Source organism: Streptomyces sp. SLBN-118, from assembly GCF_006715635.1.
Classification (GTDB): Bacteria; Actinomycetota; Actinomycetes; order Streptomycetales; family Streptomycetaceae; genus Streptomyces.
Map to the genome: position 1 here is coordinate 1,290,982 of NZ_VFNP01000002.1, position 19,484 is coordinate 1,310,465.

At 70.4% G+C, this 19,484-nt stretch carries 19 protein-coding genes; 9 read left to right on the forward strand and 10 right to left on the reverse strand.

Annotated elements, in window-relative coordinates; all coding sequences use genetic code 11:
• Nucleotides 1-234 precede the first annotated feature (234 nt).
• Nucleotides 235-1,437 (forward strand): amino acid deaminase/aldolase, encoded by a 1,203-nt coding sequence (locus FBY35_RS24495; RefSeq protein WP_142216139.1) that lies wholly within the window; start codon nt 235-237, stop codon nt 1,435-1,437.
• Between the two features lie 283 nt (nt 1,438-1,720).
• Here FBY35_RS24495 and FBY35_RS24500 read toward each other — a convergent pair whose 3' ends face one another.
• From FBY35_RS24500 to FBY35_RS24520, 5 genes are all read right to left on the reverse strand, one after another.
• Nucleotides 1,721-2,416 carry an ester cyclase gene (locus FBY35_RS24500; protein WP_142216140.1) on the reverse strand — a complete coding sequence of 232 codons (696 nt, stop codon included), beginning with the start codon at nt 2,414-2,416 and terminating at the stop codon, nt 1,721-1,723.
• A gap of 665 nt (nt 2,417-3,081) precedes the next feature.
• On the reverse strand, nt 3,082-4,029 hold the full coding sequence (locus tag FBY35_RS24505) for a DUF2510 domain-containing protein (RefSeq protein ID WP_142216141.1): 948 nt from the start codon (nt 4,027-4,029) through the stop codon (nt 3,082-3,084).
• A 41-nt stretch (nt 4,030-4,070) separates the two neighbouring features.
• Entirely contained in the window at nt 4,071-4,856 is a 786-nt protein-coding gene (locus tag FBY35_RS24510) for a 3-oxoacyl-ACP reductase (protein WP_142216142.1), read from the reverse strand.
• A 6-nt stretch (nt 4,857-4,862) separates the two neighbouring features.
• Complete coding sequence (locus FBY35_RS24515; protein ID WP_142216143.1) at nt 4,863-6,227, reverse strand: aldehyde dehydrogenase; 1,365 nt, start codon at nt 6,225-6,227, stop codon at nt 4,863-4,865.
• Nucleotides 6,228-6,235: 8 nt separating this feature from the next.
• The gene (locus FBY35_RS24520; protein ID WP_142216144.1) at nt 6,236-7,600 is read right to left on the reverse strand and encodes a glutamine synthetase family protein; all 1,365 of its coding nucleotides are present in this window, start codon (nt 7,598-7,600) and stop codon (nt 6,236-6,238) included.
• A 78-nt stretch (nt 7,601-7,678) separates the two neighbouring features.
• Here FBY35_RS24520 and FBY35_RS24525 point away from each other — a divergent pair, with 78 nt between their 5' ends.
• The 3 genes from FBY35_RS24525 (at nt 7,679) to FBY35_RS24535 (ending at nt 10,674) form a co-directional block, all read left to right on the forward strand.
• Nucleotides 7,679-8,407 carry a FadR/GntR family transcriptional regulator gene (locus tag FBY35_RS24525; protein ID WP_142216145.1) on the forward strand — a complete coding sequence of 243 codons (729 nt, stop codon included), beginning with the start codon at nt 7,679-7,681 and terminating at the stop codon, nt 8,405-8,407.
• 116 nt (nt 8,408-8,523) lie between these two features.
• Nucleotides 8,524-9,969 carry an ethanolamine permease gene (gene eat / locus FBY35_RS24530; RefSeq protein ID WP_142216146.1) on the forward strand — a complete coding sequence of 482 codons (1,446 nt, stop codon included), beginning with the start codon at nt 8,524-8,526 and terminating at the stop codon, nt 9,967-9,969.
• Between the two features lie 27 nt (nt 9,970-9,996).
• The gene (locus FBY35_RS24535) at nt 9,997-10,674 is read left to right on the forward strand and encodes a gamma-glutamyl-gamma-aminobutyrate hydrolase family protein (protein ID WP_142216147.1); all 678 of its coding nucleotides are present in this window, start codon (nt 9,997-9,999) and stop codon (nt 10,672-10,674) included.
• 483 nt (nt 10,675-11,157) lie between these two features.
• On the opposite strand, the gene FBY35_RS24540 is transcribed toward FBY35_RS24535, so the two are convergent.
• Nucleotides 11,158-12,087 (reverse strand): LysR family transcriptional regulator, encoded by a 930-nt coding sequence (locus tag FBY35_RS24540; RefSeq protein WP_142216148.1) that lies wholly within the window; start codon nt 12,085-12,087, stop codon nt 11,158-11,160.
• Nucleotides 12,088-12,157: 70 nt separating this feature from the next.
• Between FBY35_RS24540 and FBY35_RS24545 the strand changes: the two genes are divergently transcribed.
• Nucleotides 12,158-13,288 (forward strand): TDT family transporter, encoded by a 1,131-nt coding sequence (locus FBY35_RS24545; RefSeq protein WP_142216149.1) that lies wholly within the window; start codon nt 12,158-12,160, stop codon nt 13,286-13,288.
• Here FBY35_RS24545 and FBY35_RS24550 read toward each other — a convergent pair whose 3' ends face one another.
• The 3 genes from FBY35_RS24550 to FBY35_RS24560 all read right to left on the reverse strand — a co-directional run bounded on the left by FBY35_RS24550 (nt 13,289) and on the right by FBY35_RS24560 (nt 15,034).
• Complete coding sequence (locus FBY35_RS24550; protein WP_142216150.1) at nt 13,289-13,570, reverse strand: hypothetical protein; 282 nt, start codon at nt 13,568-13,570, stop codon at nt 13,289-13,291.
• 153 nt (nt 13,571-13,723) lie between these two features.
• Nucleotides 13,724-14,446: a helical backbone metal receptor gene (locus FBY35_RS24555; RefSeq protein WP_142216151.1), complete on the reverse strand. Its 723-nt coding sequence runs from the start codon at nt 14,444-14,446 to the stop codon at nt 13,724-13,726.
• A 9-nt stretch (nt 14,447-14,455) separates the two neighbouring features.
• Nucleotides 14,456-15,034: a helix-turn-helix domain-containing protein gene (locus FBY35_RS24560; RefSeq protein WP_142218140.1), complete on the reverse strand. Its 579-nt coding sequence runs from the start codon at nt 15,032-15,034 to the stop codon at nt 14,456-14,458.
• A gap of 310 nt (nt 15,035-15,344) precedes the next feature.
• Here FBY35_RS24560 and FBY35_RS24565 point away from each other — a divergent pair, with 310 nt between their 5' ends.
• A complete protein-coding gene (locus FBY35_RS24565) occupies nt 15,345-16,250 on the forward strand; it encodes a 5'-3' exonuclease (RefSeq protein ID WP_142218141.1) in 906 nt (301 codons plus the stop codon).
• Nucleotides 16,251-16,299: 49 nt separating this feature from the next.
• Nucleotides 16,300-17,142: a siderophore-interacting protein gene (locus tag FBY35_RS24570; RefSeq protein ID WP_142216152.1), complete on the forward strand. Its 843-nt coding sequence runs from the start codon at nt 16,300-16,302 to the stop codon at nt 17,140-17,142.
• 30 nt (nt 17,143-17,172) lie between these two features.
• Here FBY35_RS24570 and FBY35_RS24575 read toward each other — a convergent pair whose 3' ends face one another.
• Complete coding sequence (locus FBY35_RS24575) at nt 17,173-17,943, reverse strand: MerR family transcriptional regulator (protein ID WP_399208790.1); 771 nt, start codon at nt 17,941-17,943, stop codon at nt 17,173-17,175.
• A 124-nt stretch (nt 17,944-18,067) separates the two neighbouring features.
• Here FBY35_RS24575 and FBY35_RS24580 point away from each other — a divergent pair, with 124 nt between their 5' ends.
• Nucleotides 18,068-19,024 carry a hypothetical protein gene (locus FBY35_RS24580; protein ID WP_142216154.1) on the forward strand — a complete coding sequence of 319 codons (957 nt, stop codon included), beginning with the start codon at nt 18,068-18,070 and terminating at the stop codon, nt 19,022-19,024.
• Nucleotides 19,021-19,482: an ABA4-like family protein gene (locus FBY35_RS24585; RefSeq protein WP_142216155.1), complete on the forward strand. Its 462-nt coding sequence runs from the start codon at nt 19,021-19,023 to the stop codon at nt 19,480-19,482. The genes FBY35_RS24580 and FBY35_RS24585 overlap by 4 nt, the downstream gene beginning before the upstream one ends.
• The last annotated feature ends 2 nt before the right edge of the window (nt 19,483-19,484 follow it).

Below are 19,484 nucleotides of genomic sequence, written 5' to 3' on the forward strand. Positions count from 1 at the left end.
TCGGGCTGAGACGAGGCCGGGCCGGAAGGGCGCTGCGCCTCCGTGCTCATCCCGCCCCCTGTTCCTCGTCCACGTACACCAACGGATCGCCTCTCGGGGCAGGCCCGTTCGTCACAGCGTGTGCGTCACTCTACGGGCTCGAACGCACCCGGCGGCAACGAGACCAGGGGTCCGGGCGGATCTGCCCAGAACATCCCCCTACCCTGCGGTAATCCGGTCTGGCAAGCTCGGGCCATGACACCCCCTGCCGCTGACCGGGCCCGCTACGACAGCGCCACCGCCCATCTCGACGCGCCGCTCGCGGTGGTCGATCTCGATGCGTTCGACGCCAACGCCGATGACCTGGTGCGCAGGGCGGGCGGCAAGCCGATCCGGCTGGCGAGCAAGTCCGTGCGCTGTCGGACCCTGCTGGAACGGGTCCTCGCCCGGGACGGATTCGCGGGGATCATGTCGTTCACGCTCGCCGAGTCACTGTGGCTGGCACGGGCCGGATTCAACGACGTACTGCTGGCCTATCCGTCCGCGGACCGGTCCGCTTTCGCCGAGCTCGCGGCTGATCCGAAGCTCGCCGCCGCCGTGACCGTGATGGTCGACGACGCGGCCCAGCTGGAACTGATCGACCGCTCGCGCGGCGGCGGCAAGGAGGAGATCCGGGTCTGTCTGGAACTCGACACGGCGCTGCAGATGCTGGGCGGTCGCGTACGGATCGGGGCGCGCCGTTCGCCGTTGCGTGAGCCCGCCCAGCTGGCCGAGCTGGCGCGTTCGATCGCCCGCCGCCCGGGCTTCCGGCTGGTGGGGCTCATGGCGTACGAGGGGCATGTCGCCGGTGTCGGCGACTCGCTCGCGGGCCGCCCGCTGCGCTCCCGGGCCATCAGGCTGATGCAGGCGGCGGCCCGCAGGGAGCTGGCGGAGCGGCGGGCGGCCGTGGTGCGGGCCGTGCGGGCGGTGACGCCTGACCTGGAGTTCGTGAACGGCGGCGGCACCGGCAGCGTCCAGCACACCGCGGCCGAGGACGCGGTGACGGAGATCGCCGCGGGCTCCGGGCTGTATGTCCCGAGGCTGTTCGACAACTACACGTCGTTCACGGGGCGTCCGGCCGCCCTGTTCGCGCTGCCCGTGGTACGCAGGCCGGGCGTGGGCGTGGTGACCGTGCTCGGCGGCGGGTATCCCGCGTCGGGTGCCGCGGGCGCGGACCGGCTGCCCGTGCCGTATCTCCCGGAAGGGCTGGTCTACGACCCGCAGGAGGGCCCGGGCGAGGTGCAGACCCCGCTTCTCGGCTCGCCCGCCGACGATCTGCTGATCGGCGACAAGGTGTGGTTCCGGCATGCCAAGGCCGGGGAGTTGTGCGAGCGCTTCGACACGCTGCACCTGATCGAGGGCGACCGGGTGACGGCGACGGCGCCCACCTACCGGGGCGAGGGGCGCACCTTCCTCTAGACCTCCAGGACATGTTCCCCTTCATCCCGCAGGATGCCGGCTACAACGGAGCCAGATGCGGCGGAAGTTGTGCCGGTGAAGCCGGCCACCCCGTGCCCCGGTGAAGCGCACGGCTCAACTCGGCATGTTTGTCGAGCTGGGCCAGTAAACCAGAGCCACTTGGACAACTGCGTGACGAGATCAATGAGCACGGATCTCGCAGGCCCGCTCCGACGACTGGCCGACACCCACCGTCCGGACAACCACCCATCAGCCGTGTGAACAACGCTTCGGGGCAGTACACCTAAGCCTGGACGGCGCCCAGCTGCCTCAGCAGACCGAGGTCGTCGATGTTCCACCAGCTCTCTGCGATCCTGCCGTTCTGGCAGCGGAAGGTCGCCTGCCCGGTTGCCGAGAACTCCCGGCCCGTGGGCTCCATACCCAAGAACGTGCCCACGTGACGGCCCTTGTAGGAGAACCGCGCGCTTACCAGGTCACCTTCCTCGATCAGGGACTCGATCGTGGTCACCGGTTCGAGCGCCGGAAGAATCTCCCGGTTCGCCGCCTTGGACTGCTCGAGTCCCAGGTCGTACGGCGGCATGGAGGAGGTGTGCTCCTGATAGTCGGGGGTGCACAGCGCGTCCTGGGCGTCGAAGTTCCTCTTGTTCGCCACTTCTTCGAAGAAGGCGCGGACCACGATCTTGTTCAGTTGCTCGTCCCGGAGAACTTCGAGGTCCGTGAACGTGGGCGCCTGGTCGCAGGCGGCCACCATCTCCTGGAAGATCCGATCCGTCTCCGGGAGCTGCGAGTTCTTCATCGCCTCTTCGTACGAGGGGAACTCGACTATCTCCACGACGTGGGTGGCGTCGGCACGGTCTCGCCCCACGATCGAGTGGGTGGCTGTCCGCTTGCCTTCAGTCGCTCGGATCCAGCTGTCCATCAGCCTGTTCAACTCATCGACCTTGCTGGTCTTGCAGTCGATGACCTGGACGAATGTCATGACGCCTCCTGGAGACGGAAGGTTATGGGGTACTTTCAGGCTATGCCCGAAACAGGTGGTTTGTCCCGATGGGCGCCCGTCTGCGCCTGCCCATTCACTGCGGGTTCGCAGCTGGCCGAGGGGGCCTGTTTCCAGAGGGTTTCCGCAGGTCAACGTCGGACAGCGGGCACCCAACAGCCCGCCCCGCCCTGCTCGCGGACGAGTAAACGCACGCCCGACTGCCGCCATGCCTCAGCGGGTCGCCGCTCGTACGAGTGCTCACGGAGTGTCCCCTCCGTGCCCCGATCGGGCGGCGAACCCCAATCAGCCATGGATCTCCACAGGTCTTGGGCCAGCCCGCGTCTCCGCCGTCGGTGGCGGTACCCATCAGCGCCCATGTGCCCTGGTCGATGTACAGGCGGCCGGTGACGCCGTGCGCATCGGATCGTGTTGTCGCAGATCTTGAACGTCTGGAGTGAGTGGCCGTCAATGTCGCTCACGTAGTTGTAAGTCGTCGGCACTCGCGATACCGGCTCCGCCCAAGGTCAGAGCGATCGGTGCAAGTGCCACCGTAAGGGCGCGGGACGCACGTCTCCTGAGCACAACCGTGCTCCTTCCGCTCCCGATGCGGTTAGTTGACGGCAAAAAATCGAACTTCAGACGCGGGACACCAGGTCCTGTCGGCCCTAGCCCGGGCCGATGCTGCTGCCCACCCCGCCGCTCGTCGCATCGCCGATCGGCCGGATACCCGCGGCGATCTTGTCCATGTCCGCGAGCTTCGGCGCCTTGGGGCTCGCGTCGAAGGCGAAGCGGACGATCACCATCGACTCGCTCCCCACCGACGAGGGGAAGACCAGCGACTGCACGTACCCGCCGGGCCCCGCTCCGGTGACGACCCGCCAGCGGACCACATAGCCGGCGCGCCCGGCTACCGCGACGGACTGGGACCTGAGCACGGTGTGGGACCTGATGCCGCCGTAGATGCGGGCTCCGACGGCGTCTTCCTCGTACGCCTTGTCCGCGGCCTTCGCGATGTCCTGCTCGGCCAGCGCCTGGGGCGAGTTCTTGTCCGTGCGCGTTGCGGTGATGGACGACACCCGGCCGCGCCGGCAGAGCGGCGAGCCGCCGGCCGGGCAGTCGTAGGTCTCGTCCGTGGCCATCGTCGCGCCCTCGTCGAGTGAACTGTCCGACTTCTCCCAGCCCTCGGGGACCGGAATGGTGATGCCGTTGAGCTGGTCGGTCAGCGTCCCGGAGTCGTCGGTCGCGGGCGGAGTCGCGGACTGGCTGTTCTTCGGGTCCGCCGTGGTCGCGGCAGGCTCCGAAACGTCCGGCGCGGCAACGGGGTCCGAGGTGTCGTCGTTCCCGAGCAGCACCGCACCGACGGCGACAGCGCCCGCGAGGACGACGCCCGCGGCGGCCAGCGCCAGGGGCCGCCCCCTGCCGCCGCCTCCGGACGACGCCGGTGCCATCGGCACGGTCGGCGGTCCGAAGCCTGCCGGCGGGACCTGCGCCGGGACGGGGACCTGCGCCTGGACCGGGCGGGTGTGCGCGGTCCAGGCGGTCCCGTCCCACCAGCGTTCGGTGCCGGGCGTGTTCGGGTCCGGAAACCAGCCTGCCGGGGTCGTCATGCTCATCCGGCCACCCTAGGGCGCCGGTTGGCCGGCTTCCACAGGCGTTATACGGGAGTGACGTACGCGCCCGCGATACCGCCGTCGACGAGGAAGTCCGTCGCGTTGATGAAGGAGGAGTCGTCGCTCGCGAGGAAGGCCACGGCGGCGGCGATCTCGTTCGCCTCGGCGAACCGTCCCGCCGGGATGTGCACCAGGCGGCGCGCGGCACGCTCCGGGTCCTTGGCGAACAGCTCCTGCAGCAGTGGGGTGTTGACGGGCCCCGGGCACAGGGCGTTGACCCGGATTCCCTCGCGGGCGAACTGCACACCGAGTTCGCGGGACATGGCGAGCACGCCGCCCTTGGAGGCGGTGTAGGAGATCTGGGAGGTGGCCGCGCCCATGACGGCTACGAACGAGGCGGTGTTGATGATGGAGCCACGGCCCTGGCGCTGCATATAGGGGATGGCGGCCTTGCAGCACAGATAGACGGAGGTGAGGTTGACCTCCTGGACGCGCTTCCATGCCTCCAGGCCCGTGGTGAGGATGGAGTCGTCGTCGGGGGGCGAGATTCCGGCGTTGTTGAAGGCGATGTCGACGCTGCCGTAGGTGTCGAACGCCGTCTTGAACAGGGCCTCGACCTGCTCGGGATCGGTGACGTCGACGCGTACGAACGTGCCGCCGACCTCGTCGGCCGCGGCCTTGCCCGCGCTCTCGTCGATGTCGCCGCAGACGACGTTCGCGCCCTCGGAGGCGAGACGGCGCGCGGTGGCCAGCCCGATGCCGCTGCCGGCGCCGGTGACGACGGCGGTACGGCCCACGAGGCGGCGGCAGATGGGGGTCTCAACGGTCATGGTGGTTCAGGCCTCCGTGCTGATGAAGACGTTCTTGGTTTCGGTGAAGGCGGTGAGGGCGTCGGGGCCCAGTTCACGGCCGAGGCCGGACTGCTTGTAGCCGCCGAACGGTGTCCAGTAGCGGACGCTGGAGTGGGAGTTGACCGACAGATTTCCGGCTGCGACGGCACGTGAGAGACGGATCGCGCGGCCGATGTCGCGGGTCCAGATCGATCCCGACAGGCCGTACTCGGTGGAGTTGGCGAGCCGGATCGCGTCGGCCTCGTCCTCGAAGGGGAGGACCACGGCGACGGGGCCGAAGACCTCCTCGCAGGCCGCGGGGGCGTCCGGCGCGAGGCCGGTGAGAACGGTCGGCGGGAACCAGAAGCCGGGGCCTTCGGGGGCGGTGCCGCGGATCCCCTTCAGCTCGTCCGTGACGTACGAACGCACCCGGTCCAGCTGAACCCGGGAGATCAGGGGACCCATCTGGGTCTTCTCGTCCGCCGGATCGCCGACCACGACGGACTCGATCGCGGGCGCGAGAAGCTCCAGGAAGCGGTCGTACACCGAACGCTGCACCAGGATGCGGGTGCGGGCGCAGCAGTCCTGGCCGCTGTTGTCCAGGAAGGACATGGGGGTCGCGGCGGCTGCGGCCTCGATGTCGGAGTCGGCGAAGACGATGTTGGGGCTCTTGCCACCAAGTTCGAGCGTCACACGCTTCACGCGCTCGGCACACCTGGCCATAATGCTCTTGCCGACCCGGGTCGAGCCGGTGAACACGATCTTCGCGACCGCGGGGTGCTCGACGAGCGCGCTGCCCGCCACGTCGCCCGCGCCGGGCAATACTTGGAACAGATCCTCGGGAAGGCCTGCCTCCAGGGCGAGTTCGGCAAGCCGCAGGGCGGTCAGCGGGGTCGTCTCGGCTGGCTTGAGCAGGACGGCGTTACCGGCCGCCAGGGCGGGGGCCGTGCCCCAGGCGGCGATCGGCATGGGGAAGTTCCAGGGCGCGATCACCCCGATGACGCCGAGCGGTTCGAGGATCGTGATGTCGAGGCCGCCCGCTACGGGAATCTGGCGGCCGCTGAGGCGCTCCACTCCCCCGGCCGCGAAATCGAGGAGATCGCGGACGTTGCCCGCTTCCCAGCGGGCGTTGCCGATGGTGTGTCCGGCCTCGCGGACCTCCAACCGGGCAAGTTCCTCGAGGTGTTCGTCGACGACGACGGCGAAACGGCGCAGCAGCCTGGCCCGGTCGGCGGGTGCGGCCGCCGCCCATGCCTGCTGCGCCTTGGCGGCCCGGGCGACGGCGGCACCGACCTCGGCGGCCGTCGTCGCGGGGACGCTCGCGACGACTTCCTCCGTCGCCGGGTTCAGTACCTTCAGCTCGTACGACACGTGGTTCCTCACAGGCGTTCGAAGGAGCGGCGCAGCTCCCAGTCGGTCACCGCGGCGTCGAAGGCCTGGAGTTCGATCCGCGCCATGTTGCGGTAGTGCGCGACGACTTCGTCACCGAACGCGGCCTTGGCGATGGGGCTGTTCTCCCAGAGTTCGGCGGCTTCGCGCAGCGTGGTGGGGACCTGTTCGTATCCGGCGGTGTAGGCGTTACCGGTGCACTCGTCGGGGAGTTCCAGCTGCTGCTCGATGCCGTACAGACCGGCGGCGACGAGTCCGGCCACGGCCAGGTGCGGGTTGACGTCGCCGCCCGGCAGCCGGTTCTCGAAGCGCGTCGAGCGGCCGTGGCCGACGACACGGAGCGCACAGGTGCGGTTGTCGTGGCCCCAGGCGACGGCGGTGGGTGCGAAGGAGCCCGGCTGGAAGCGCTTGTAGGAGTTGATGTTGGGCGCGTACAGGAGCGAGAAGTCACGCAGCGCGGCCAGCTGTCCGGCCAGGAAGTGCCGCATGACCTGCGACATTCCGCCGGGTCCTGCGCCCGCCATCACATTGCGGCCCTCCGCGTCCTGGAGCGAGAGGTGGATGTGGCAGGAGTTGCCCTCGCGCTCGTTGTACTTGGCCATGAAGGTGAGCGAGACGCCCTCCTGGGCGGCGATCTCCTTCGAGCCGGTCTTGTAGACGGCGTGCTGGTCGCAGGTGACCAGGGCCTCGTCGTACTTGAACGCGATCTCGTGCTGGCCGGGGTTGCACTCGCCCTTGGCGGACTCGACGGTGAGGCCGGCCGCGGCCATCTCGTTGCGGATCCGGCGCAGCAGCGGCTCGATACGGCCGGTGCCGAGGACGGAGTAGTCGATGTTGTACTGGTTGGCCGGGGTGAGATCGCGGTAGTTGCGGTCCCAGGCCTGCTCGTAGGTGTCCTTGAAGACGATGAACTCCAGCTCCGTGCCCACATGCGCGCTGAAGCCGTGTTCGGCGAGGCGCTCCAGCTGGCGGCGCAGGACCTGGCGGGGCGCGGCGACGACGGGTGAGCCGTCGTTCCAGGCGAGGTCGGCCACGAGCAGAGCGGTGCCCTGGTTCCAGGGGACCCGACGCAGTGTGGTGAGGTCGGGGTGCATGGCGAAGTCGCCGTAGCCGCGGTCCCACGAGGACATCTCGTAGCCGTCGACGGTGTTCATCTCGGTGTCGACGGCGAGGAGGTAGTTGCAGCCCTCGGTGCCGTGTTCCAGGACCTCGTCCAGGAAGAAGGATGCGGCGAACCGCTTGCCCTGGAGCCGCCCTTGCATGTCGGGGAAGGCCAGGACGACTGTGTCAATCTCACCGCTCGCTACGAGGGCGCGAAGCTCCTCGACCCCGAGCGGGGGTTTGCGGTCTGCCACGGGATTACGCCTCCTTGGGTCAGCCGGAAGCCATAAGGTATTACCCAAGACCATTGCCTGGGAAGAGGAAACGGCGACGTGGTGAAGAAGAACGATGCGGGCGACCGGCTGACACCCGTACTGCGCACCGTACGCGCGGGCAACGGCTTCGAAGAGGCGCTGGAACAGATTCTTCAGCTGCTGCGCCTCGGCCTCGTCCCGGGCGGCGAGCGGCTGCCCGCGGAACGTGAGCTCGCCGAGCGGATGGGGATCAGCCGGGTCACACTGCGCGAGGTCCTGAAGGTCCTGAGCGACCAGGGTCTCGTGGAGAGCAGGCGCGGCCGGTACGGCGGCACGTTCGTGCTGCACCGCCCCGACGCCCACGGCGAGGACGAGCTGCGCAGGCGCGTCGCGGCGGTGGACGTCGAGGACACCCTGCGATTCCGCGAGGTCCTGGAGGTGGGGGCCGCCGGACTGTGCGCCGCGCACGGCCTGACCGACGAGGGCGCGGACCGGCTGCGTACGGCGCTCATCGCGACGCACGACGCGCCACTCACCGAGTACCGGCGCCAGGACACCCTGCTGCACCTGACCCTCGCCGAGCTCTCCGGCTCACCCACGCTGACCGCCCAGTACGCCGCCGTGCGGGCGACGCTGAATGAGCTGTTGGACTGCATTCCGCTGCTCGTACGCAATCTGGAGCACTCCCAGCACCAGCACACCGCCCTGGTCGAGGCGGTTGTGGACGGGGATGCGGACGGAGCGCGCGAGGTGATGCGGGAGCACTGCGAGGGGACCGCGGCGCTGCTGCGCGGCTTCCTGTCCTGACACATGCCGTCGGCCGATCCGTCACCACAGGTTTACGCGCGGGTCTTGCGCATTCCCGACGGCTACCGCAATGGTGTCCGCACAAACCTTTAACCTCTGCCTGCCAGGAGCGACTCATGGCCCAGGGCACCACCACACGCGACTCCTCCCCAGCCGACGACGCCTACCTCAAGGCCCGCACGCTGCGCCGCGGCAGCGCCGGCTGGCTGCTGCTCACCGGCCTCGGCGTCGCCTATGTCGTCTCCGGGGACTTCTCCGGCTGGAACATCGGCCTTGCCAAGGGCGGCTTCGGCGGGCTCGCGATCGCGACCCTCCTGATGGGCGTGATGTACGCCTGTCTCGTGTTCGCACTCGCCGAGCTGTCGGCGATCCTTCCCACGGCGGGCGGCGGCTACGGCTTCGCCCGGCGGGCGCTCGGCACCTGGGGCGGGTTCCTCACCGGCACCGCGATCCTCATCGAGTACATCCTCGCCCCCGCCGCGATCTCCATCTTCATCGGCGATTACGTCGAATCGCTCGGGCTGTTCGGCCTGGAGTCCGGCTGGCCCGTCCATCTCGCCTGCTTCGCGATCTTCATCGGAATCCATCTGTGGGGCGTCGGTGAGGCGCTGCGCTTCAGCCTCATCGTGACGGCGATCGCGGTCGCGGCCCTGCTGATCTTCGCGGTGGGCGCCTTCACGGACTTCAGCGCGGGCAATCTGGACGACATCCCCGTCGACAAGGACGCCCTCGGCTCGGGTTCCTGGCTGCCGTTCGGGCTGCTGGGCATCTGGGCGGCGTTCCCCTTCGGCATGTGGTTCTTCCTGGGCGTCGAGGGCGTACCGCTGGCGGCCGAGGAGGCGAAGGACCCGGTGCGCTCGATGCCGCGGGCACTCGCCATCTCGATGGGAATCCTCGTCCTGCTCGCCGTGCTCACGTTCTTCGCCTCGACAGGAGCGCGCGGCTCCAACGCAATCCAGGAGGCCGGAAACCCGCTGGTCGTCGCCCTCCAGGGCAACGGCGCCCCGACCCCGCTCAGCCGCTTCGTCAACTACGCCGGCCTGGCCGGCCTGGTCGCGTCCTTCTTCTCGCTCATCTACGCGGGCTCGCGCCAGCTCTTCGCGCTCTCCCGCGCGGGCTACCTCCCCCGCTTCCTCTCCCTCACCAGCCGCCGCAAGTCGCCGTACCTCGGGCTGCTGATCCCCGGGGCGATCGGCTTCGCGCTGGCGGCGGGGACCGGGAACGGCGCGCGGATGCTCAACATCGCGGTCTTCGGCGCCACGATCTCGTACGCGCTGATGGCGCTCTCGCACATCGTCCTGCGCCGTCGCGAGCCGGGCCTTGCGCGCCCCTACCGCACGCCGGGAGGTGTGCTGACCTCCTCGGTGGCCTTCGTACTGGCGCTCTCCGCGCTGGTGGCGACGTTCCTGGTGGACAAGGACGCGGCGTTCATCGCGCTCGGCGTCTACGGCGTCGCTCTGGCCTACTTCGCCATCTACAGTCGGCATCATCTGGTCGCTCGTGCGCCGGAGGAGGAGTTCGCGGCCCTGGCGGCGGCGGAGGCCGAACTCGAGCGCAACTGAACAGGACCGGAACGGAACGGAGTCGCAGTGTCCAAGCCGCTCATCGGTGTCACCACCTACCTCGAACCGGCCGCCTGGGGCGTGTGGAAGATGCCCGCGGCTGTCCTGCCCGCCGGATACTCCCGCCTCGTTCAGGCGGCGGGCGGCCTCGCTGCACTGCTCCCGCCGGACGACCCGGCCTCGGCCGAGTCGGTCGTGGCCCGGCTGGACGGCCTGGTCATCGCGGGCGGCGCGGACGTCGAGCCCGTACGGTACGGAGCCGAGCCCGACCCGCGCACGGGCCCACCGGTGCGGGACCGGGACGCCTGGGAACTCGCCCTGATCCGGGCGGCGCTGGCGGCCGGAACCCCACTCCTCGGGATCTGCCGTGGCCTTCAACTGCTGAACGTGGAGCTCGGCGGGACGCTGGTCCAGCACCTGGACGGGCACGTCGGGGGCGTGGGTGTCTTCGGCCGCCACACGGTCGAGCCGGTACCGGGAACGCTGTACGCCTCGATCGTGCCGGAGGCGACGTCCGTCCCGACCTACCACCACCAGTCGGTGGACCGCCTCGCAACGGCGCTCACGGCAAGCGCCCACGCGGAGGACGGCACGGTGGAGGCGGCGGAGCTCCAGGGGGCGGGGTGGGTGCTGGGGGTGCAGTGGCATCCGGAGGCGGGGGAGGACGTACGGGTGATGTCGGCGCTGGTGGGCGCGGCGAGGTAGTTCCTCACGGGCGCGGTTCGACGGCGGGGGCGTGGCGCGCGGGGACCCGCCACGTCCTGCCTTGCGGCGCGAAGGACCGACGAGCCTCACCCCCGAAGGGGGCCGCGGAGCGGGTGGAGTCGGGACGTAGAGCGTGATTTGTGGCGCGGGGACGCCTGTACCTCGCGGCAGACCAGAGACGCGCCGTAAATCATGCAGTCCCGGCTCTACCCCGGAGCGGCCCCCAAACGGCGCGCACGCGGCACCGGGCAACCCCCGGCCCCGAGCCTCGGACCGGCTGCCCGTGCGGCGCCGGGCAACCCCGCACCCGCACCCCGAACCCGCCACCCCCGCGGCACTGGGCAACCCGGCCAAGGCGCCAAACGGTCGCCGCACCGCGCAACCTCCAGCCCGCACCCCGAACCCGCCACCCCCGCGGCACCGCTCAGCCCCGAACCCGCCACCCCCGCGGCACCGCTCAGCCCCGAACCCCCAACCGCTCGCTCATCCCGACCTCGTCAGCGTGAGCAAATCCCTCGCCGGGCCCGACGGCCGGTGTGACGTCGGCCAGACCGCGCGAAGGGCCCGCCGCAGGTCGACCCCTTCCTCCAGCGGGATGCGCGTCAGGCGGCGCGACGCCAGTTCCTCCGTGACGGCCAGTTCGCTCAGCACCGCCGGCCCCGCCCCGCTCACCGCCGCCGCTTTGACCGCCGTCGTCGAGGCGAGTTCAAGCAGTGGCTCCGCCAGCCCCCCGCACCCGCTCAGGGCCGAGTCGAGGACCTGCCGAGTCCCCGACCCCCGCTCCCGCAGGATCAGCGGGGTCGCCGCCAGTTCGGAGGCAGCGAGCGGCGCACGGCGCCTCGCCCACGCATGGCCCGGCGCCGCCACCACCACGAGCCGGTCGTGGCCGATCACCGCCCCGTCCAGCCCTTCCGGCACGGACAGGCCCTCGACGAACCCCAGGTCCGCCTCACCCGCAAGCAGCCCTTGCGCGACCGCCGCGGAGTTCCCGGCCGACAGCGACACCGCCGTGCCGGGCCGCTCGGCACGGAGTGCGATCAGCCAGCCCGGCAGCAGATACTCCGCGATGGTCATCGAGGCAGCGACCCGCAGCCGCGAATCCCGCCGCCCCCGCAGCGCCTGCGCCCCCGCGTCGAACGCCTCGGCCGCCTCCACGACCCGCCGCGCCCAGTCGGTTACGAGCGCCCCCGCGTCCGTGAGCCGGGAGCCTCGCGGGGACCGGTCGACGAGCGCCACTCCCAGTTGGCGTTCCATCGAGCGGATCCGGCTGCTGGCAGCGGGCTGGGTGATTCCGAGCTCACGTGCCGCACGCCCGAGGCTGCCGTGCCGGGCGACCGCCAGCAGCAGCTCCAGCGCACCCAGATCCGGCACCCGGTGCGCGAGCGGAACCCGCTCTTCATCCCCATCGCTCATAAACCCAGCTTATGGGGCCATAGGGCCATGGTCCGTGGTGGGGAGCCCGGGCCGACTCGACAGTGGGTACATGGTCACAGCCGTGCAGCCCCGCACCCACTCCACAGCGCCCGCCCGCACCACCGTCCGGCTGCCCTCGCTCCGCCATTTCGGCCCCCATTGGTACGCGACGGTCATGGGCACAGCCATCGTCGCGAGCGCGGGCGCCGGCCTTCCGGTCGCTGTGCCGGGCCTGCGGACCGCCTGCACCGCGGTGTGGGCGCTGTCCGCCGCGATGCTCGCCGTCGTGCTGACCGCCCGGGCCGCCCACTGGGCCCACCACCGCGACCAGGCCCGCGCCCACCTGGCCGACCCGGCCGTCGCGCCGTTCTACGGCTGTCTGTCGATGGCACTGCTGGCGGTCGGCATCGGCACCCTGACCGTGGGGCGCGACGCGATCGGTGAGAGAGCCGCGGTGGCAACGGCGGCGACGCTGTTCGGCGCGGGCACGCTCATCGGGCTGGCCGCCGCCGTCGTCGTCCCGTATCTGATGGTTGTCCGCCGCCGCGTCGCGCCCGCCACCGCCTCACCCGTCTGGCTGCTGCCGGTCGTCCCGCCCATGGTCTCCGCGTCACTCGGCCCGCTGCTCGTGCCGCACCTGCCCGCCGGACAGTGGCGCGAGTCGCTGCTGTTCGCGAGCTATGCGATGTTCGGGATCAGCCTGCTGGCGACGCTCATCATCCTGCCGGTGGTCTTCTCCCGGCTGATCCAGCACGGCGCCCTGCCCCTCGCCCTCACCCCCACCCTCTTCCTGGTGCTCGGCCCGCTCGGCCAGTCCACGACGGCGGTCAACAAGCTCGGGGACGTGGCTCCGGCCGCGATCGGCGCTCAGTACGCCCAGGGCTTCGGCGCTTTCGCCGTGATCTACGGCGTGCCGGTGCTGGGCTTCGCTCTGATGTGGCTGGTACTCGCCGCCGCGATGGTGGTGCGAGCGGCCCGGAAGGGCATGCCGTTCACGATGAGCTGGTGGGCCTTCACCTTCCCGGTCGGCACCTGCGTGACCGGCGCGGAGGGACTCGCCCACCACACCGGCCTGGTGGCCCTCGAATGGCTCGCCGCCTGCCTGTACGTCCTCCTGGTCACCGCCTGGGCGGTGACCGGCTCGCGTACGCTGCGCGGCCTGTTGCGCGGTGCGCTGCTCGCGCCGCCGGCGCAGAGGTAGCTACGGGATCAGAGAGTTGTACAGCTCCACCACCGACGTGTCGAAGGGCGGCGCTCCGAGTTCCTGTGCCACCGGCATGAGCGCCGCTTCGATGAACTGCCGGAACGCGACTTCCGACTCCCATACGTCGACTACCTGCCAGCCACCGTTCTCGCCGGGCGCCGCGAGGTGGGCGATGAGCCCGGCGGGAGGCTTCGTACGGTCCGGGATCGCCCGGTCGAAGGTCGCCTGGTACAACTCCTCGTTCCAGCCCGCGCCGTAGTTCTGCACCAGAACTGCCATCTCAGCTCCTCGATTCACGTCCAAAACCAGCTTGCCTGCCACGCTATGTCCACCACATGGTTACAGCGAGTGGTGACGAACGCCCCTGGGCCGTCCGACGGAATCCGGACGGACCGGAGACGGACCACAGACGGACCGCAGGCACAAAGGCGGCTACAGCGAGCCGTGCGCTCGCCTCAGCGCGGCACCGAGAACCGCCGGCGCCTCGGCCAGTGACGGCCCGTACCAGGTGAGATGCCGGCCGCTGACCAGCGCGGCCGGCAGCGAGGGAAAGGCCTCGGGCCCGTCGTCCGCCGTGAAGCGGTACGGCTCGTCCGGCAGGACCGCCAACTGGGCGCCGCAGTCACGCAACTCGTCCAGCGGGATACGGGGATACCGCTCGGCGTGTCCCGCGTACACATTCCCGACGCCGAGGCGGGCCAGCAGATCACCGGCGAAGGTGTCGCGCCCGAGCACCATCCACGGCCGCCGCCAGACGGGCACGACCGCCCGCACCTCCCCCGGCGGCGCGAGGCCGGCCCACGCCTCCCGCGCTTCGTCCAGCCAGCGCGGCCGCGGCAGGTCGCACCCGGTCACCAGGACCCGCTCCAGTTCGCGGAATGCCTGGTCCAGATCGCGTATCTCTGTTTCGAGCACCTTCAGGCCCGCCGCCCTGAGCGCGGCCAGATCGGGCGCCCGGTTCTCCTCCTCGTTGGCGATCACCAGATCGGGGCGTAGCCGGATCACCGCGGCCACATCCGGGTTCTTGGTGCCTCCGATTCGTACGACATCGAGCCCGGCGGGGTGGCTGCACCAGTCCGTGGCCCCCACCAGCAGCCCGGGCGCGCTGACGGCCACGGCCTCGGTCAGCGAGGGCACCAGGGAGACGACGCGCATAAGGGCTTCCTACTGCTCCGGCGTCGCGATGTGGTCGGAGACCGTGACGACGATGATCCGGGTGTCGGGTGCGGTCGCGCGCCACCGGTGCCGTACGCCTCCGGAGAGGAAGAGCGTGTCGCCCCGTACAAGGCGGTAGGCGCGGCCTTCCGCCTCGACCTCCACCGCGCCGTCGGCGACATACATCAGCTCGTCGTTGCGGTGCTCGAACTCGCGCCCGGCGTCCTGCTCCCCGGTGAATTCGAGGGCCTGCAGCTGATGCTGCCCCCGTACCAGCCGACGGGTCATCGGGGTCGGCGGCAGCTCACCACCGTGCGGGGCGCGCACCACCTTGATGGTGCGGGCGGCGTCGGAGGCGGCGAGCAGCCGTGCGGTCGTCGTCTCCAGGGCGTCGGCGACCCGCTGGAGCGAGCGGGTGCTGGGGCGGGCCCGCTCATTCTCGATCTGGCTGAGGAAGGGCACGGAGAGGCCGCTGCGCTCCGCGACTGCGGCGAGCGTGAGATCCAGGGCGCGGCGGCGCCGGCGCACAGCGGCGCCCACCCGAAGGGGTTCGGTCTCCTTCGGGTCCTTCGCGTCCTTCGCGTCCATCTGCCGGGCTCCCCTTCCCATGGCCCTCTCCGTTCTTCACCTTACGCAGCTTCCGGCTCCGGTTTCCCGCGCAAGCCCCTGCGCACGGGTGCACGCGGGGTCGCCGCCGGAGGGACAGCCCGAAGGGGTGGCCCCCCGCCACCGGCGAGGACCACCCCTTGTGCGTACTGCAGGCTACTGCGGACCGATCTCGTCCGCGCTCGAACGCTCCACCACGGCTCATGAAATCCTCGAGCTAGCGGCCGCGGCCCCCGGGACACAGTGGCTGTCGGTGCCGTGCGGCATCATCAGGATTGTGACGCGACGCCTGATGCTCCTCGACACCGCTTCCCTGTACTTCCGCGCCTACTTCGGCGTCCCCGACTCGGTCCGGGCCCCCGACGGCACCCCGGTCAACGCCGTGCGCGGGCTGCTCGACTTCATCGCGCGGCTGGTCCAGGACCATCGCCCCGACGACCTGGTGGCCTGCTGGGACAACGACTGGCGGCCGCACTGGCGGGTGGAGCTGATCCCCTCGTACAAGGCGCATCGCGTCGCCGTCGAGACGGAGACGGGCCCCGACGCGGAGGAGATCCCGGACACCCTCTCCCCCCAGGTCCCGGTGATCGAGGATGTCCTCGACGCGCTGGGCATCGCCCGGGTGGGAGCCGACGGCTATGAGGCGGACGACGTCATCGGCACCCTCACCGGGCGGGCCACCGGGCCGGTGGACATCGTCACCGGCGACCGGGACCTCTTCCAGCTGGTGGACGACACGCGCCACAGGCGGGTGCTGTATCCGTTGAAGGGCGTCGGCACACTTCAGGTGACGGACGAGGCGTGGCTTCGCGAGAAGTACGGCGTGGACGGCCCGGGCTATGTCGATCTCGCGCTGCTGCGGGGCGACCCGAGCGACGGGCTGCCCGGCGTGCCCGGGATCGGCGAGAAGACCGCGGCCAAGCTGCTGGACGCCTTCGGCGATCTGGCCGGGATCATGGCCGCTGTCGACGATCCGCGCGCCAAGCTGACGCCCGCGCAGCGCAAGCGGCTGGACGAGGCCAGGGACTATGTCGCGGTCGCGCCCACGGTGGTGCGGGTCGCCTCGGACGTGCCGCTGCCCGACTTCGACCCGGCCCTGCCCGCCGAGCCGCGTGATCCGGCCACCCTCGATGAGCTCGCGGCGCGCTGGGGCCTGGGTGGAGCGCTTCAGCGTCTGCTGTCCACACTGCACGGCTGAGGTGTTAACTTAGGCAAACCTAAGCACGCACCAGCCCAGGGAGACCGCCGTGGCAGAACGACCCGCCCGCAGGGCACCCAAGCCGTACGAAGCGCGGGTGGTGCGCACCGAGCGCGTCACCCCGCACATGGTGCGCGTCGTCCTGGGCGGCGAGGGGCTGGCAGGTTTCGCGCTCGGCGCCCACACCGATCACTACGTCAAGCTGCTGTTCGCGCCCGACGGGGTGACCTACCCGGAGCCGTTCGACCTCGAGCGCATCCGTGAGGAGTTCCCGCGCGAGCAGTGGCCGGCCAACCGCACGTACACCGTACGGAGCTGGGATCCGGTCCTCCTCGAGCTCGCGATCGACTTCGTGGTGCACGGCGACGAAGGCCTTGCCGGTCCCTGGGCGGCGCGGGCGCAGGTGGGCGACATCATGCGCATCACGGGCCCGGGCGGCGGCTACGCCCCGGCGCCGGAGGCCGACTGGCATCTGCTGGTGGGCGACGAGTCCGCGCTGCCCGCGATCGCCGTGGCCCTGGAGCGGATGCCGTCGGGCGCGGTCGTCCACGCCCTCGTCGAGGTCGCCGGCCCGGAGGAGGAGCAGAAGATCGTCACTCCGGACGGTGTCGAAATCACCTGGGTGCACCGCGGCACCGCCCCGGCGGGCGAGTCGCTGATCACGGCGGTGAAGACGCTGGACTTCCCCGGGGGCGACGTCTGCGCGTTCGTCCACGGCGAGGCGGCATTCGTGAAGGAGTTGCGCCGCCATCTGCGCCTGGACCGGCAGATCCCGCGCGAGATGTTGTCCATTTCGGGCTACTGGCGGCTCGGCCAGAGCGACGAGGCATGGCGCGCGGTCAAGCGCGAGTGGAACGAGCAGGTGGAGCGCGAGCAGGACCGGGCGGCCTGACACCCGCCGCCTCACGGACCCTCGGCTGCTTCAGCCGGGGGTCTTGTCGTGGGCGGAAGTCCCGCGGCCCGCCCGGGACTTGAGTCCGCCGTGGGCCCTGAAGTCCGCCCGGGCCTCGCCGTCCTCCGTGGCCTCGCCGTCCGCCTGGGTCTTGTCGCCGGAGTCCTCGCCTTCCGCCCCCGGCTCGTCGTCCTCGTACACGCGAGCCGAGCCGTCCGCCTGAGCGAGCCTGCGCAGTGAGGCGATCAGGCTGTCCCCGAGCACGGTGCCGACGACCGCGCTCTCCACCAGGTCGTCCAGGCCGGCGAGCCGGGCGACATAGGCGAGGTCGGCCCGGGCAATCTGCTCGGCGGCGTCCGCGTAGGCGTCCAGGACCTCGGCGAAGGCGCCGTGGCCGGCCCTGTTCAGAGCAGCCAGCGCCACGGCGAGCGCCTCGCCGGCGGGAGAACAGTCGTCCGCCAGCCAGCCGCGCCGGGCAATCAGGTCGCGAACCTCCTTGCGGGCCGCCTCCAGTGCCGCGTCAGGCTCCCCGCCCGCGTATCTCGGGACGATGAGGTCGGTCGCCACGCCCAGCACCTTGTGAACCGACGTGCCGGGGTTGTCCACGGCCGTGAGGACCTCGGCAATGGCCGCGACTTTCAGCCCTCCTACATCCAGGAGCGCGCGGATCAGCCGAAGCCTGCGTTCGTGCGCTTCGTCGTAGCTCGCCTGATTGGGGCTGGTCAACTGCCCTGCGGGCAGCAGACCTTCGCGTATGTAGTACTTGATCGTCGGTACCGGAACGCCAGTTCTGCGACTCAACTCGCCAATGCGCACTGCCCGTTCATCCTTCCGCCCTTGCCACGCGACACCCCATCCTAGATAGTCTCACTACCGGATAGCAGATGGCGTCACTATCCATTCTGTTCGACGGAGGGAGATCCGCATGCCTTCATGGCGTTCCTGGCACCGGCCGCTCATGGTCTTCGCCGCGTCGATGGCCGTACTGACGGTCGTGTCGGGCATCGGCATGATCGTCGACGACCGGATCCTGGTCGGCTCGCCGATCTGGTTCAAGCCCTTCAAGTTCTCGATCTCGCTGATGATCTACGCGCCGGCGCTGGCCTGGATGCTGTCGATGGCCACCCGCGGCCGACGGGTGGGCTGGTGGGCCGGAACGGTCGTCGCCCTGGCCGGGACCATCGAGATGGTGATCATCACCGGTCAGGTGATCCGCGGCAAACGCAGCCATTTCAACTACGCAACCGCCTTCGACACCCTCCTGTTCAACATCATGGGCGCCACCACCATCACGCTCTGGGTGAGCTCGATGGTGATCGCGTTCCTGCTCTTCCGCTCACCCCTCGCCGACCGTCCGGCCGCCTGGGCCATGCGGCTCGGCGCGGCCATCGCCGTGGTGGGCGCAGGACTCGGCAACCTGATGACGCGTCCCACCGCACAACAGCGCGCGGAAGGCGAACTCGCCAAGGTCATCGGTTCCCACAACGTCGGCGTTCCGGAGGGCGGCCCCTCCATGCCGATCACAGGCTGGTCGACGACCGGCGGTGATCTGCGCATCCCGCACTTCGTCGGGATGCACGCCCTTCAGCTCATCCCCCTGTTCCTGCTCGCTCTCATCTCTCTGGCGCCGCACTTCGCCCGGCTTCGGGACGAGCGCGTACGCCTGCGGCTGGTGCTCGTGGCCGGCGGGGCGTACGCCGCGGTGGTCGCCCTGGTCACCTGGCAGGCGCTTCGCGGCCAGGCCCTGATCCACCCGGATGGCGAGACGCTCGCCGCCGCAGCCGCGATCCTCCTCGCCGCGGTGGCCGGATCACTCCTCGCACTGCGCACAACGCCCCTGTCCCGTACGGCAGACAACACTCACAAGGAGCTCGTGACATGACCGGATTTCTCTTCGACCTGACCTTCTGTCTGGCCGCCCCCCTATGGCTGCTGATGATCTTCGTCCCCAACTGGCGTCCCACGGCGAGGATCGCCGCATCGCCGCTGACCGTCCTCCCGATCCTGGCGGTCTACCTGACCATGGCAATTCCCGTCTTCCCCGAACTGTGGGCGGCCGTGAGCAGCCCGTCCCTCGACGGATTCCGGGATCTGGCAGCCCTCGCGAACGGCGCGGGAGCCCTTTGGGCTCAGGTCATCGCCTGGGATCTGCTGCTGGGCCAGTGGATGTTCCTCCAGGCGCGCCGGCTGGGGATCCACCCGCTGGTAATGGGCCCGCTCCTGGTACTGACGATCCTGCTCTCACCGATCGGACTGCTGATCTTCCTGGCGCTGCGCGCGGCGAAGGCCCGGTCCGCGACAGGAGCCGGGGACCGGGTCGTACAACCGGCGTCGTACTAGGG